The sequence below is a fragment of the Pseudomonas sp. TE3910 genome, assembly GCF_056279025.1.
On record NZ_JBWBQN010000001.1, the window covers coordinates 4,388,029 to 4,401,898 of the forward strand.

13 protein-coding genes are annotated in these 13,870 nt (G+C 61.2%); 7 read left to right on the forward strand and 6 right to left on the reverse strand.

The window, feature by feature from the left end; genetic code table 11:
- The 6 genes from hisG to ACZ9H3_RS20065 all read left to right on the forward strand — a co-directional run bounded on the left by hisG (position 1) and on the right by ACZ9H3_RS20065 (position 5,482).
- Positions 1-636 (forward strand): ATP phosphoribosyltransferase, encoded by a 636-nt coding sequence (gene hisG, locus ACZ9H3_RS20040; RefSeq protein ID WP_065760919.1) that lies wholly within the window; start codon positions 1-3, stop codon positions 634-636.
- A gap of 127 nt (positions 637-763) precedes the next feature.
- Positions 764-2,089: a histidinol dehydrogenase gene (hisD, locus tag ACZ9H3_RS20045; RefSeq protein ID WP_476222200.1), complete on the forward strand. Its 1,326-nt coding sequence runs from the start codon at positions 764-766 to the stop codon at positions 2,087-2,089.
- A 2-nt stretch (positions 2,090-2,091) separates the two neighbouring features.
- A complete protein-coding gene (gene hisC / locus ACZ9H3_RS20050) occupies positions 2,092-3,138 on the forward strand; it encodes a histidinol-phosphate transaminase (RefSeq protein WP_065760917.1) in 1,047 nt (348 codons plus the stop codon).
- A gap of 119 nt (positions 3,139-3,257) precedes the next feature.
- Positions 3,258-4,544 (forward strand): CynX/NimT family MFS transporter, encoded by a 1,287-nt coding sequence (locus ACZ9H3_RS20055; RefSeq protein ID WP_099773642.1) that lies wholly within the window; start codon positions 3,258-3,260, stop codon positions 4,542-4,544.
- 124 nt (positions 4,545-4,668) lie between these two features.
- Positions 4,669-5,139: a nuclear transport factor 2 family protein gene (locus ACZ9H3_RS20060; RefSeq protein ID WP_065760915.1), complete on the forward strand. Its 471-nt coding sequence runs from the start codon at positions 4,669-4,671 to the stop codon at positions 5,137-5,139.
- Between the two features lie 43 nt (positions 5,140-5,182).
- Entirely contained in the window at positions 5,183-5,482 is a 300-nt protein-coding gene (locus ACZ9H3_RS20065) for a GIY-YIG nuclease family protein (protein ID WP_409276607.1), read from the forward strand.
- Here the strand turns inward: ACZ9H3_RS20065 and yejK are convergent.
- Positions 5,463-6,470: a nucleoid-associated protein YejK gene (gene yejK, locus ACZ9H3_RS20070; RefSeq protein ID WP_065760913.1), complete on the reverse strand. Its 1,008-nt coding sequence runs from the start codon at positions 6,468-6,470 to the stop codon at positions 5,463-5,465. The two genes, ACZ9H3_RS20065 and yejK, sit on opposite strands and share 20 nt — an antisense overlap.
- A 411-nt stretch (positions 6,471-6,881) precedes the next feature.
- Here yejK and ACZ9H3_RS20075 point away from each other — a divergent pair, with 411 nt between their 5' ends.
- Entirely contained in the window at positions 6,882-7,163 is a 282-nt protein-coding gene (locus ACZ9H3_RS20075; protein ID WP_009398256.1) for an HU family DNA-binding protein, read from the forward strand.
- A 51-nt stretch (positions 7,164-7,214) separates the two neighbouring features.
- Here ACZ9H3_RS20075 and rlmF read toward each other — a convergent pair whose 3' ends face one another.
- The 5 genes from rlmF to ACZ9H3_RS20100 all read right to left on the reverse strand — a co-directional run bounded on the left by rlmF (position 7,215) and on the right by ACZ9H3_RS20100 (position 13,679).
- Complete coding sequence (rlmF, locus tag ACZ9H3_RS20080) at positions 7,215-8,177, reverse strand: 23S rRNA (adenine(1618)-N(6))-methyltransferase RlmF (protein ID WP_476222206.1); 963 nt, start codon at positions 8,175-8,177, stop codon at positions 7,215-7,217.
- A 108-nt stretch (positions 8,178-8,285) separates the two neighbouring features.
- A complete protein-coding gene (locus tag ACZ9H3_RS20085) occupies positions 8,286-11,132 on the reverse strand; it encodes a valine--tRNA ligase (protein ID WP_065760911.1) in 2,847 nt (948 codons plus the stop codon).
- A gap of 170 nt (positions 11,133-11,302) precedes the next feature.
- Positions 11,303-11,698, reverse strand: a complete 396-nt coding sequence (locus tag ACZ9H3_RS20090) for a DNA polymerase III subunit chi (RefSeq protein WP_476222207.1) — start codon at positions 11,696-11,698, stop codon at positions 11,303-11,305.
- 5 nt (positions 11,699-11,703) lie between these two features.
- Complete coding sequence (locus tag ACZ9H3_RS20095) at positions 11,704-12,132, reverse strand: DNA polymerase III subunit chi (protein WP_065760909.1); 429 nt, start codon at positions 12,130-12,132, stop codon at positions 11,704-11,706.
- 53 nt (positions 12,133-12,185) lie between these two features.
- The gene (locus ACZ9H3_RS20100; protein ID WP_330522033.1) at positions 12,186-13,679 is read right to left on the reverse strand and encodes a leucyl aminopeptidase; all 1,494 of its coding nucleotides are present in this window, start codon (positions 13,677-13,679) and stop codon (positions 12,186-12,188) included.
- Positions 13,680-13,870: the final 191 nt, after the last annotated feature.

Here is a 13,870-nt window from a genome sequence, read left to right on the forward strand (position 1 = left end):
ATGTTGACCATCGCGCTGTCCAAGGGCCGTATTCTTGACGATACCCTGCCGTTGCTGGCAGAGGCGGGCATTGTCCCGACCGAGAATCCGGACAAGAGCCGCAAACTGATCATCCCGACGACCCAGGCCGATGTACGCCTGCTGATCGTGCGGGCCACCGACGTGCCGACGTATGTCGAGCATGGTGCCGCCGATCTGGGTGTGGCTGGCAAGGACGTGTTGATGGAGTACGGTGGTCAGGGCCTTTACGAGCCACTGGATCTGCAGATTGCCAAGTGCAAGCTGATGACCGCTGGCGCAGTCGGTGCTGCCGAACCCAAAGGCCGTCTGCGGGTGGCGACCAAGTTCGTCAACGTTGCCAAGCGCTACTATGCCGAGCAGGGCCGTCAGGTCGATATCATCAAGCTCTATGGCTCGATGGAGCTGGCGCCTTTGATTGGCCTGGCTGACAAGATCATCGACGTCGTCGATACCGGTAATACCCTGCGGGCAAACGGCCTGGAGCCCCAGGAACTGATCGCGACCATCAGCTCCCGCCTGGTGGTCAACAAAGCGTCCATGAAAATGCAGCATGCGCGTATTCAAAGCCTGATCGATACCCTGCGTCAGGCCGTGGAATCGCGACACCGCGGTTGATACCTGCGCGCGACCTTTGCTGTCGCGCCCGTCTATCCGCGTCATAGCCAACTTTTTCAGGTGCCCTCGCGGATCGGCTGCTACGTTAAGGGCGCCTGAGCATCCGCCAATTATTGAGGCCCTCGCTATGACCACGTCCACTGCTATTGCCCGACTCAATGCCGCTGACCCGGATTTCGCCCGACATCTGGATCATCTGCTGAGCTGGGAAAGTGTGTCCGACGACACGGTCAATCAGCGCGTGCTGGACATCATCAAGGCCGTGCGCGAGCGCGGTGACGCCGCACTGGTGGAGTTCACCCAGCGTTTTGATGGGGTTGAAGCCACCTCGATGAGCGACCTGATTCTCGGTCGCGAGCGCCTGGAACTGGCCCTGAGCCGAATCACTGTCGCCCAGCGCGAAGCACTGGAAAAGGCTGCTGCGCGGGTTCGCAGCTACCACGAAAAACAGAAGCAGGACTCCTGGACCTACACCGAGGCCGATGGCACCGTGTTGGGTCAGAAAGTCACGCCGTTGGACCGTGCGGGCTTGTACGTACCCGGTGGCAAGGCCTCCTACCCGTCGTCAGTGCTGATGAACGCCATTCCGGCCAAGGTCGCTGGTGTTGCCGAGGTGGTAATGGTCGTGCCGACTCCGCGTGGCGAGGTCAATGAACTGGTACTGGCTGCTGCCTGCATCGCTGGCGTTGATCGCGTCTTCACTATTGGTGGCGCCCAGGCCGTTGCAGCGCTGGCCTATGGTACCGAAAGCGTGCCGCAGGTCGACAAGGTGGTAGGGCCGGGCAACATCTACGTCGCAACCGCCAAGCGCCATGTGTTCGGCCAGGTGGGGATCGACATGATTGCCGGTCCTTCTGAAATCCTGGTGGTGTGTGATGGCCTGACCGATCCGGACTGGATCGCGATGGACCTGTTCTCCCAGGCCGAGCATGATGAAGATGCCCAGGCCATTCTGGTAAGCCCGGACGCGGCCTTCCTTGATCGCGTCGCTGCGAGCATCGACAAGCTGTTGCCGACCATGGACCGTGCCGAGATCATCAAGACCTCGATCAATGGCCGTGGCGCCCTGATCCAGGTGCGCGACATGCAGCAGGCTATCGAGGTGGCCAACCGTATTGCCCCCGAGCACCTGGAGCTGTCGGTTGCCGACCCGCAGGCCTGGCTGCCGCAGATCCGCCACGCCGGGGCCATCTTCATGGGCCGTCACACCAGCGAGGCGCTAGGCGACTACTGCGCCGGGCCGAATCACGTCTTGCCGACTTCCGGCACGGCGCGCTTTTCCTCGCCGCTGGGGGTGTATGACTTCCAGAAGCGTTCCTCGATCATCTTCTGCTCCGAACAAGGCGCTTCCGAACTGGGCAAGACCGCTTCGGTCCTGGCCCGTGGCGAATCGCTCAGTGCTCACGCGCGCAGCGCCGAATACCGCATCATTGTCGACAACGAGGGGAACTGAACATGAGTAAATTCTGGAGCCCCTTCGTCAAGGACCTGGTGCCTTACGTGCCGGGTGAGCAGCCGAAACTGGCCAAACTGGTGAAGCTCAACACCAACGAGAACCCCTATGGGCCCTCGCCGAAAGCCCTTGAGGCCATGCGCGCCGAGTTGAATGACAACCTGCGTCTGTACCCTGACCCGAACAGCGATCTGCTCAAGCAGGCAGTGGCCGAGTACTACGGCGTGCAGGGTAACCAGGTGTTCCTGGGTAACGGTTCCGATGAAGTGCTGGCGCACATCTTCCACGGCCTGTTTCAGCATGACGCGCCGCTGTTGTTCCCGGACATCAGCTACAGTTTCTATCCGGTTTACTGCGGCCTTTACGGTATTCCGTACGAGGCAGTAGCGCTGGATGAGCAGTTCCAGATTCGCGTCGAGGATTATCAACGAGCGAATGCCGGGATCATCTTCCCGAACCCCAATGCGCCAACTGGCTGCCTGCTGGCCCTGGACGCCATTGAGCAGTTGCTCAAGGCCAACCCGGATTCCGTGGTGGTGGTCGACGAGGCTTACATCGACTTCGGTGGGCAGACGGCGATCAGCCTGGTAGACCGTTATCCGAACCTTTTGGTTACCCAGACCCTGTCCAAGTCGCGTTCGCTGGCCGGGTTGCGTGTGGGCCTGGCGGTCGGTCATCCAGACCTGATTGAGGCTCTGGAGCGGATCAAGAACAGCTTCAACTCCTACCCGCTCGACCGTATGGCCATTGTCGGGGCTGCTGCGGCGTTCCAGGACAAGGCTTACTTTGACGAGACCTGCCGCAAGGTCATCGACAGCCGCGAACATTTGGTGGCCGAGCTCACCGCGCGCGGTTTTGAAGTGTTGCCGTCGGCGGCGAACTTTATCTTTGCCCGTCATCCTGAGCAGGATGCTGCCGGCCTGGCTGCCCGTCTGCGTGAACAGGGCGTGATTGTGCGGCACTTCAAACAAGCGCGTATCGCGCAGTTCCTGCGGATCACCATCGGTACCCCGGAGCAGAATCAGGCGTTGCTCGACGCGTTGAACTGATATCGGTTGGGCCCTCTCGCCGGCCAAGCTGGCTCTTGCGCATGTGTATTGCACTGGAGCTGGTCTGGCCGGCGATTGCATTTGTACCGCAGTCTAACCCCTTTGCTGGAGCCCGATGGATGAACCCTGAACACGCTGCTGCCCGTGACCGCGAAGCGCGTGGAGCGGAACTCGACGAACTGCTGATCGACGCTGAAGCTGACGATGAGCAGGTTCAACAACAGCCCGTGGTATTGCAACGCCCTTGGTTGCTGCTTCTGGGGCTGGTGTTGGTGGCCCTGAACCTGCGCCCGGCGTTGTCGAGCATGGCGCCGGTGCTCGGGCAGGTGTCTGAGAGCCTTGGGCTGAGTGCTTCCCAAGCGGGCTTGCTGACCACCTTGCCCGTGCTGTGCCTGGGCCTGTTTGCACCGTTGGCGCCTGTGCTGGCGCGGCGTTTCGGCAGTGAGCGGGTCGTGCTGGGTGTACTCTTGTGCCTGGCGGCCGGTATTTTCCTGCGCAGCGTCCTGGGCAGTTTCGGGGTGTTTGTCGGCAGCATACTGGCCGGCGCCAGCATCGGCGTGATCGGCGTTTTGTTGCCGGGTATCGTCAAGCGTGATTTTGCCAAGCATGCCGGTACGCTCACCGGCGTCTACACCATGGCCCTGTGCCTCGGTGCTGCAGTTGCTGCTGGTGCCACCGTGCCGCTTGGCCGTTACTTTGATGACAGCTGGTCGATGGGGCTGGGTTTCTGGTTGCTGCCAGCGGTCGTTGCGGCGCTGTTCTGGCTGCCTCAGGCACGTCAGGGCCATGCGGCCCATAGCGTCGCCTACCGGGTGCGCGGCGTGTGGCGTGATCCGCTGGCCTGGCAGGTGACCTTGTACATGGGGCTGCAGTCGTCGTTGGCCTACATCGTCTTCGGTTGGCTGCCTTCGGTGCTGATCGGGCGCGGCCTCAGCCCGACCGAGGCAGGCCTGGTGTTGTCCGGTTCGGTCATTGTTCAACTGCTCAGCTCGTTGACTGCACCTTGGCTGGCCACCCGGGGCAAGGATCAGCGCTTGGCCATTGTGTTGGCCATGCTGATGACGTTGGCCGGGTTGTTCGGTTGTCTTTATGCGCCGCTGAACGGCCTCTGGGGCTGGGCGGTGGTCTTGGGCTTGGGGCAGGGCGGAGCGTTTGCGCTGGCATTGACCCTGATCGTGCTGCGCTCCCGGGATGCCCATGTCGCGGCCAACCTGTCGAGCATGGCGCAAGGGGTGGGTTACACCCTGGCGTCCCTTGGGCCTTTCGCCGTGGGTGTGGTGCACGACCTGACGGGCGGGTGGAAGGCTGTGGGGTGGATTTTCGCGGTGCTCGGTGTCAGCGCCATAGTCTTCGGCCTCAAGGCCGGGCGCGCCTTATATGTGAACGCGACCAGCGAGCGGGTCTGATCCGCGCTGGCGGTCAGCGATTGATTTCAGGTGGTGCGCGCTATTCGCCGTGCAAATGTCCGTAGCTTTTCGGCCTTGGCCCGGACTATCGTTCCAGACTCTCTTCTCGGTAATGGATCTGCCCATGAGCGATGCCCACAGTGCCCTGATCACCCGCTTCTATCAGGCCTTTCAGCGGCTGGATGCCGAGGCCATGGTGGCCTGCTACAGCGACGATGTGCTTTTCAGTGACCCGGCCTTCGGCATTTTGCAGGGCAAGGATGCGGGTGATATGTGGCGCATGCTGACGACTCGCGCCAAGGATTTCTCCCTGACGTTCGACAATGTACGCGCCGATGAGCGCAGCGGTGGCGCTCACTGGGTGGCCACCTACCTGTTCAACCAGACCGGCCGGGTCGTGATCAACGACATACAGGCTCGCTTCGTGTTTCGCGACGGCAAGATCTGTGAGCACCATGACAGTTTCGAAATGTGGCAATGGGCGCGCCAGGCGTTAGGCATGAAAGGTTTGCTGCTGGGGTGGACGCCATGGCTGCAGGGTAAGGTGAGGGCGCAGGCGTTGAAGGGCTTGCGGACGTTTCAGGCTGCCCGCTGAGGCGGTAAGCTGTGAGCCTTGTCGTCTTCTTTACGAATATGCCGTGACCGATAGCCTCTGTGAACCCATCAGCAAACCTTGGTACGTCTACCTGGTGCGCGCCGCCAACGGCTCACTGTACTGCGGTATCAGTGATAACCCGCAACGACGTTTCGAGGCTCATCAGAAGGGACGGGGCGCTCGCTATTTCAGCACCAGCCCGGCGGTCGCGCTGGTGTATGTCGAGGTGTGGCCGGACAAGGCTGAAGCCCTGCGCCAGGAGCGGCTGGTGAAGAAGCTGCGCAAAAGTGCCAAGGAGGCGTTGGTCGCCTCCTATCTCGCGGTCAGTCCTTGCGACGCTTGAGCTGATCGGTCAGCTGTGTCGGCAAGCCTTTGATGATCAGTGTTCCGGCTTCCTCGTCATATTCGATCTTCGAGCCAAGCAAGTGCGCTTCGAAGCTGATCGACAAGCCTTCGGCTCGACCGGTGAAGCGGCGGAACTGATTCAAGGTGCGCTTGTCGGCAGGAATTTCCGGCGACAGGCCATAGTCCTTGTTGCGGATGTGGTCGTAGAAGGCCTTTGGGCGGTCCTCATCGATCAGGCTGGAGAGTTCTTCCAGGGTTACCGGCTCACCGGCTTTGGTCTGGCTGGTGGCGTAATCGACCAGGGTCTGGGTTTTCTCTCGAGCGGCTTCCTCGGGCAGGTCTTCGCTTTCGACGAAGTCACTGAAGGCCTTGAGCAAGGTGCGGGTTTCGCCGGGGCCGTCCACGCCTTCCTGACAGCCAATGAAGTCGCGGAAGTACTCCGAGACTTTCTTGCCGTTCTTGCCCTTGATGAAGGAAATGTACTGTTTCGAGTTCTGGTTGTTTTGCCACTCGGAAATGTTGATGCGTGCAGCCAGGTGAAGCTGACCCAGGTCCAGATGGCGCGACGGGGTGACGTCGAGCTCGGCGTTAACCGCCACGCCTTCACTGTGGTGCAACAGGGCGATGGCCAGGTAATCGGTCATGCCTTGCTGGTAGTGGGCAAACAGCACATGGCCACCCACCGAGAGGTTGGACTCTTCCATCAGCTTCTGCAGGTGTTCGACGGCGACACGGCTGAAGGCAGTGAAGGTCGTACCGTTGTCCAGGTACTCCTTGAGCCAGCCACTGAACGGGTGCGCCCCGGATTCGGCATGGAAGAAACCCCAGGCCTTGCCCTGTTTGGCGTTGTAGCTGTCGTTGAGGTCGGCCAGCAGGTTTTCGATGGCGGTCGACTCGCTCAGTTCAGAGTCGCGGGCATGCAGCACGGCTGGGCTGCCATCGGGCTTTTTGTCGATCAGGTGGACGATGCAATGACGGATCGGCATGGGATTCTCGGCTTGAAAAAGGGCAGGGCGCTGCCATATTGCAAAGTCGCCCAGTGTAACCCAGACCTGGGGCTGCGCCGTGTCTGGATGTATTGTGAAATGGCCTTTGTTCATTTTTTGTTCGATTTTTTGCGTTTTTTGGCGCAAACCCCCGAAAAACCTGAACATTTGCCCTGCTTGAGGCGGATATTTATTCGCCTCTGTGGTAGCTTTGCCCCCGTCTTGCGCCCCCCTATGTGGCGCATCGCTGGCAGACCGCTCGTGTCACATCGAACCAAACGTCATTTTGCGTATCTACATACGCGATTGGTGTGGCTGTAACACCGAGCCGCCGGGCATTTGCAGGCCTGGCCCGATAGCTGACGCGGCACTCTGCAAACCAACTGAATTTGATAGGGAAGGAACACCACCATGGCATTGACCAAAGACCAACTGATCGCCGATATCGCTGAAGCTATCGACGCGCCAAAAACCACCGCGCGTAACGCTCTGGAGCAACTGGGCCAGATCGTTGCTGATCAACTGGAAAATGGCAGCGAAATCACTCTGCCAGGTATTGGCAAACTGAAAATCACCGAGCGTCCTGCCCGTACCGGCCGTAACCCATCGACTGGCGCTGCCATCGAAATCGCGGCCAAGAAAGTTGTCAAGTTCGTTCCAGCCAAAGTGCTGACCGACGCTGTCAACAAGTAAGTCGTAAGCTGTTCCTGAAGCCGCGCCTGATGTTTGTCTGGCGCGGCTTTTTCATGCCTGCCGTTCGGCCCAGCGTTGCTGGCGCCATTGTTGCCGGGCGGTTGCGTCCTTGAAGGTCCAGGCCACCAGACGGCTTTGCTTCTGCCCTTGCCCCATCTCGACGACGCGATGCTCGAGAGCACCCGCCTTGTTCAGGGCCGCCTGAATGCCAGGCAGGTTGGAGGCTTTGGAGACCAGGCTGGTGAACCACAGCACCTGTTGACCCATCGCCGCGCTTTCGGCCACCAGTTGGCTGACGAAACGTATCTCGCCACCCTCACACCACAGTTCATTGTTTTGCCCGCCAAAGTTGAGCACAGGCAGTTTGCGCTTGGGGTCTGCCTTGCCCAGCGCCCGCCATTTGCGCTGGCTGCCACGGGTGGCTTCGTCGCGCGAGGCATGGAAGGGCGGGTTGCACAAGGTCAGGTCAAAGCGGTCTTCAGCGCTGAGCAGGCCGAGCAGGATGTGTTTGCGGTTGCTCTGCAGGCGAAGGCCAATGGCCTTGCCCAGCCCATTGGCCTGGACGATGGCCTTGGCCGAGGCCAGTGCGACGGCATCGATGTCCGAGCCTACGAAGCGCCAGCGGTAATCGCTATAGCCGAGCAGCGGGTAGATGCAGTTGGCGCCCACACCGATGTCCAGCGCCTGGATTTTCGCCCCGCGAGGAATTTCGCCGGCGTTGTCGTCGGCCAACAGGTCGGCCAGTGCGTGCAGGTAGTCGGCACGTCCGGGGATGGGCGGGCACAGGTAGTCTGCCGGTATGTCCCAGTGCTGGATGCCGTACTGGGCCTTGAGCAGGGCCCGGTTGAAGACCCTTACGGCCTCGGGGTCGGCAAAATCAATGCTGGGTTTGCCGTACGGGTTAGTGATCAGGAAACGGCCCAGCTCGGGGCTGCTTTTGATCAGTTGGGGAAAGTCATAGCGGCCCTGATGGCGATTGCGCGGGTGCAGGGTCGGTTTGTTGGGTGTGCTCATGAGGGTGTCCTGTGGAACGCATCGCGGGCAAGCTCGCTCCCACACGGTTGGTTGTCAACCTGTAGAAGCGGGCTTGCCCGCGATGGCGTTACGGCGGCGTACTAGCGGTTACAGGCTGGCAATCCGCGCATGCTGCTCGGTGAAGTTGGCCAAGGCCTGCTCGGCTTCAGCCAGCTTGGCGCGCTCCTTGTCGATGACGGCAGGTGGCGCCTTGTCAACGAACGCTGCGTTGGACAGCTTGCCGCCCACGCGCTGGACTTCGCCTTGCAGGCGCTGGATTTCCTTGTTCAGGCGCGCCAGCTCGGCATCCTTGTCGATCAGGCCGGCCATGGGAACCAGTACCTGCAGATCGCCTACCAGTGCGGTAGCGCTCAGTGGTGCCTCGTCCTGTTCGCCCAGCACGGTGAAGGATTCGATCTTCGCCAGCTTCTTGAGCAGCGCTTCGTTTTCCTGCAGGCGGCGCTGGTCTTCGCTGCTGGCGTTCTTCAGGAACAGTTGCAGTGGTTTGCCCGGGCCGATGTTCATTTCGCCACGGATGTTACGCACGCCGAGCATCAGTTCCTTCAGCCACTCGATGTCGCCTTCGGCAGCCGTATCGATGCGGCTGTCGTTGGCCACTGGCCAAGGCTGCAGCATGATCGTCTTGCCTTCAGCACCGACCAGCGGCGCCAGGCGCTGCCAGATTTCCTCGGTGATGAATGGCATGAATGGGTGAGCCAGGCGCAGCGCGACTTCCAGTACCCGTACCAGGGTGCGACGGGTGCCGCGCGCGCGTTCGACAGGCGCGTTTTCGTCCCACAGCACAGGCTTGGACAACTCCAGGTACCAGTCGCAGTACTGGTTCCAGATGAACTCGTACAGCGCTTGAGCTGCCAGGTCGAAACGGAACTGCTCCAACTGACGGGTCACTTCGGCTTCGGTGCGCTGCAGCTGCGAGATGATCCAGCGATCAGCCAGTGACAGTTCGTAGGCTTCGCCGTTCTGGCCGCAGTCTTCGCCCTTGTCCAGCACGTAGCGGGCGGCGTTCCAGATCTTGTTGCAGAAGTTGCGGTAGCCTTCGACGCGGCCCATGTCGAACTTGATGTCGCGGCCAGTGGACGCCAGCGAGCAGAAGGTAAAGCGCAGGGCATCGGTGCCGTAGCTGGCAATACCTTCCGGGAACTCGGCACGGGTCTGCTTGGCGATCTTCTCGGCCAGTTTTGGCTGCATCATGCCGCTGGTGCGTTTTTCCAGCAGGGCATCGAGGGTGATGCCGTCGACGATGTCCAGCGGGTCAAGGACGTTGCCCTTGGACTTGGACATCTTCTGGCCCTGGCCATCGCGCACCAGGCCGTGGACGTAAACGGTCTTGAACGGTACCTGCGGGGTGCCATCCTCGTTCTTCACCAGGTGCATGGTCAGCATGATCATCCGGGCAACCCAGAAGAAAATGATGTCGAAACCGGTGACCAGCACGTCGGTGGAGTGGAATTTCTTCAGGAATTCGGTCTGCTCTGGCCAGCCGAGGGTCGAGAAGGTCCACAGGCCCGAGCTGAACCAGGTGTCGAGTACGTCGTTGTCCTGGTTCAGGACAACCTCGGCGCCCAGGTTGTGCTTGCTGCGCACTTCCTCTTCGCTGCGCCCGACATAGACCTTGCCGGCTTCGTCGTACCAGGCTGGAATGCGGTGGCCCCACCACAGCTGGCGGCTGATGCACCAGTCCTGAATGTCACGCATCCAGGAGAAATACATGTTTTCGTACTGCTTCGGTACGAACTGGATACGGCCATCTTCGACGGCGGCAATGGCCGGCTCGGCCAGGGGCTTGGTCGACACGTACCACTGGTCGGTCAGCCACGGCTCGATGACGGTGCCGGAGCGGTCGCCCTTCGGTACTTTCAGGGCGTGGTCGTCAACGCTGACCAGCAGGCCTGCGGCTTCAAAATCGGCGACGATCTGCTTGCGCGCGACGAAACGGTCGAGGTTGGCGTAGCGGGCAGGCAGGGTGGCATCGATGGATTCGTTGACGCTGCCGTCGAGGTTGAATACCTGGGCTGCCGGCAGCACCATGGCGTTCTTGTCGAAGATGTTCAGCAGTGGCAGGTTGTGACGCTTGCCGACTTCATAGTCGTTGAAGTCGTGGGCCGGGGTGATCTTCACACAGCCGGTGCCGAATTCCGGGTCGCAGTAGTCATCGGCGATGATCGGAATGCGGCGGCCAACCAGTGGCAGCTCGACGAACTTGCCGATCAGGGCCTGGTAGCGCTCATCGTTCGGGTTAACGGCTACGGCAGCGTCGCCCAGCATGGTTTCCGGACGGGTAGTGGCAACGACCAGGTAATCCTTGCCTTCAGCGGTTTTCGCGCCGTCGGCCAGCGGGTAGCGCAGGTTCCACAGGTGGCCTTTCTCGTCGTGGTTTTCCACTTCAAGGTCGGAGATCGCGGTGTGCAGCTTGGTGTCCCAGTTGACCAGGCGCTTGCCGCGGTAGATCAGGCCGTCTTCGTGCAGGCGCACGAAGGCTTCCTTGACCGCTTCGGACAGGCCGTCGTCCATGGTGAAGCGCTCGCGGCTCCAGTCTACCGAGGAGCCCAGGCGGCGGATCTGGCGGCTGATGTTGCCACCGGACTGGTCTTTCCATTCCCAGACCTTTTCCAGGAACTTTTCCCGGCCCAGGTCGTGGCGGCTCTGGCCCTTGGCTTCCAGTTGACGCTCCACCAGCATCTGCGTAGCGATACCGGCATGGTCGGTGCCTGGCTGCCACAGGGTGTCGCGGCCCTGCATGCGGCGGAAACGGATCAGGGCGTCCATGATCGCGTTGTTGAAGCCGTGACCCATGTGCAGGCTGCCGGTGACATTCGGCGGCGGAATCATGATGGTGTACGGCTCGCCCGCACCTTGCGGGGCGAAGTAATTCTCGGACTCCCAGGTCTGGTACCAGGAAGTTTCAATAGCGTGCGGCTGGTAGGTCTTATCCATGCGCGGCGGGACCCTATGGCGTTTATTCGGGAAAGCCGAGAAGTATAACGGGGAATAGGCGCTGGGGCGTAGCCTGAGGTGATGGCAGGAGGCAGAAAACGTCGTTTCACCCATTGCGGGCACGACCGGTATGGCGATCGCAGAGCAATGCGGGCCAACGGCCCGCGGATTTACTCTGGCAACTGGTTCAGCAAACGCTCAAGACGCGCATCCAGCCGACGCTTGATCTCGGTTTCGATGTGCGGGGCGAAGTCATCGATCACGTCCTGCATGATCAGCTGTGCGGCAGCACGTAACTCAACGTCCAGGTGCAGGAGGGTATCCTGTCTCCTGGCCTGAGGGTCAGGTGCTTCCTGTGCCGGTGGCTGAGCGCTTGGGACTTCAGCTTCAGGCGTTGGCACAACCGGTTCGATGGCCTCTTCAAGCAGCAGTGGAATCTGCTCGTTGTGGTCCACGGTTTCGGTCAGCAAGGGTGGTTGCAGGGTATCGTCGCCGAGCAGTTGGCGGATCGACTCAAGGTCATCCAGCAAGTGCGCGGACTTGGAGTGGGGCGTGGGTTTGTCCATCGTCGTCAGAGTCGCTGTAAGCGGTGATCTTGCAGAGCATAGCCCTGTTGTCGGTAGAAACGGAAACTCTCCCGTGTCGCCTGGCGAATCGCAGGGTCTTCGACCACGATTTCAGCGATGCGGGCAAAACGGTCAGCGAAGCCTGGCACCTTCAGGTCGAGGTTGATCAGCAGGTCCTGATGGCTGCCGGGCGTGTCGCCCAGGCCCAATACCACAGTGGCCTCGGGGTCGTCTTCGGCATTGCTGTGCGGTACGAATGCCTCGCCCTTGAAGCGCCAGAGCAGTTCGTCCAGCTCGTCGCGTTGGGTGCTGTCGCTGCAATTGAGGTAGACCTGGTGGCCGAGGCGCCAGGCTTTCTCGCACAATTTGCAGGCGAACACCAGCCGCGCCGAAAGGGCCGGGCTTGGGAGGATGTAGAAATCGACTTGGCTCATGGTGTGCAGTGCCCGCCGGCTGCGCGTATGCGGCGCAGCCGGGCAGGGCGGCCTCAGCCGTTGGCGCGATCGAGCAGGTACTGGGTCAGCAATGGAACCGGGCGACCTGTAGCGCCCTTGTCCTTGCCGCCACTGACCCAGGCGGTACCGGCGATGTCCAGGTGCGCCCACTCATAGGCCTTGGCAAAGCGCGACAGGAAGCAGCCCGCCGTGATGGTGCCGGCCTTTGGTCCGCCAATGTTGGCGATGTCGGCGAACGGGCTGTCGAGCTGTTCCTGGTACTCGTCGAACAGTGGCAACTGCCAGGCACGGTCGTCGGCGCGTTTGCCTGCTTCGAGCAGTTGCGCGACCAAGGCGTCATTGTTGCCCATCAGGCCCGAGGTATGGCTACCCAGGGCAACGATGCAGGCGCCGGTCAGGGTGGCGATATCGATCACTGCCTGCGGCTTGAAACGCTCGGCGTAGGTCAGGGTGTCGCACAGCACCAGGCGGCCTTCGGCGTCGGTGTTGAGGATCTCGACGGTTTGCCCGCTCATGGTCGTGACAATGTCGCCCGGACGGGTGGCGCCGCCGCTTGGCATGTTCTCGGCGCAGGCCAGCAGGCAGACCAGGTTGATGGGCAGTTGCAGTTCGAGCACGGCATGCAGGGTGCCGAAGACGCTGGCAGCACCGCACATGTCGTACTTCATTTCATCCATGCCGGCGCCAGGCTTGAGGCTGATACCACCGGTATCGAAGGTAATGCCCTTGCCCACCAGTACGAACGGCTTCTCGCTTTTCTTGCCGCCCTGGTAGTTGAGCACGATCAGTCGCGGTGGCTGGTCGCTGCCTTGGCCAACGGCGACAAAGGCCCCCATGCCCAGTTCCTTGAGCTTCTTCTCGTCGTGGATTTCGACCTTGAGGTTCTTGTGAGCCTTGCCCAGTGCCTTGGCTTCGTCCGCCAGAAAGCTTGGGTGGCACAGGTTGGGTGGCAGGTTGCCAAGGTCACGGGTATAGCTCATGCCGCTGGCAATCGCACTGGCGTGCTTGACCGCGCGCTCGGTTTCGGCCTGGGTGGCCTTGTCGGTGAGCAGGGTGATTTTCTTCAGTGCACGAGGCTCGGCTTTCTTGCTCTTGAAGCGGTCGAAGACATATTCGCCGTCGAGCAGGGTTTCGGCCAGCAGGCGGGTTTTTTCGTAAGGGGCATCACGGCCAGTGACCGCTACATCGTCCAGCGCCAGCACGGCATCGCTGCCGCCCAGGCCCTTGAGCACGTTCAGTACGCTGGAAACGACTTTGCGCCAGCTGCGATCACCCAGTTCGGCGTCTTTGCCGGTGCCGACCAGCAACAGGCGCTCGGCCTTCAGGCCAGGCAGGCTTTGCAGCAGCAGCGTCTGGCCCACCTTGCCGGCCAGGTCGCCGCGCTTGAGCAGTGCGCTCAGGGCGCCGTCGGTCGCGTCGTCGATGCCTTTGGCGGTGGTGCCGAGTTTGCGGCCTTCACCGACAGCCAGTACCAGGGTGGCGGTCTTCAACGATGCTGCGGCTACACTTTTTACAACCAATTCCATGTCAGGGTCCCCAATGATCGGTCTGTGCGCTGTCTGTGCAGGCGCTTGGAGCGGCCTGGCGGCGCATCTGCGTGCCAGTGATAAAGCCGCCAGTTTGAGCCTGCTGCGCCCAGCCTGACAACCCCGAGATGACGCTTTGCGTACGCCAAGTGACAGGCACGGCCAATCACAGGATAATGCGCCAACTTTTT

Excerpts from the sequence above, each read along its gene's own strand:
- hisG (WP_065760919.1), top strand. The coding sequence starts at position 1 with ATGTTGACCATCGCGCTGTCCAAGGGCCGTATTCTTGACGATACCCTG.
- hisD (WP_476222200.1), top strand. The coding sequence starts at position 764 with ATGACCACGTCCACTGCTATTGCCCGACTCAATGCCGCTGACCCGGAT.
- hisC (WP_065760917.1), top strand. The coding sequence starts at position 2,092 with ATGAGTAAATTCTGGAGCCCCTTCGTCAAGGACCTGGTGCCTTACGTG.
- ACZ9H3_RS20055 (WP_099773642.1), top strand. The coding sequence starts at position 3,258 with ATGAACCCTGAACACGCTGCTGCCCGTGACCGCGAAGCGCGTGGAGCG.
- ACZ9H3_RS20060 (WP_065760915.1), top strand. The coding sequence starts at position 4,669 with ATGAGCGATGCCCACAGTGCCCTGATCACCCGCTTCTATCAGGCCTTT.
- yejK (WP_065760913.1), bottom strand. The coding sequence starts at position 6,470 with ATGCCGATCCGTCATTGCATCGTCCACCTGATCGACAAAAAGCCCGAT.
- ACZ9H3_RS20075 (WP_009398256.1), top strand. The coding sequence starts at position 6,882 with ATGGCATTGACCAAAGACCAACTGATCGCCGATATCGCTGAAGCTATC.
- rlmF (WP_476222206.1), bottom strand. The coding sequence starts at position 8,177 with ATGAGCACACCCAACAAACCGACCCTGCACCCGCGCAATCGCCATCAG.
- ACZ9H3_RS20085 (WP_065760911.1), bottom strand. The coding sequence starts at position 11,132 with ATGGATAAGACCTACCAGCCGCACGCTATTGAAACTTCCTGGTACCAG.
- ACZ9H3_RS20090 (WP_476222207.1), bottom strand. The coding sequence starts at position 11,698 with ATGGACAAACCCACGCCCCACTCCAAGTCCGCGCACTTGCTGGATGAC.
- ACZ9H3_RS20095 (WP_065760909.1), bottom strand. The coding sequence starts at position 12,132 with ATGAGCCAAGTCGATTTCTACATCCTCCCAAGCCCGGCCCTTTCGGCG.
- ACZ9H3_RS20100 (WP_330522033.1), bottom strand. The coding sequence starts at position 13,679 with ATGGAATTGGTTGTAAAAAGTGTAGCCGCAGCATCGTTGAAGACCGCC.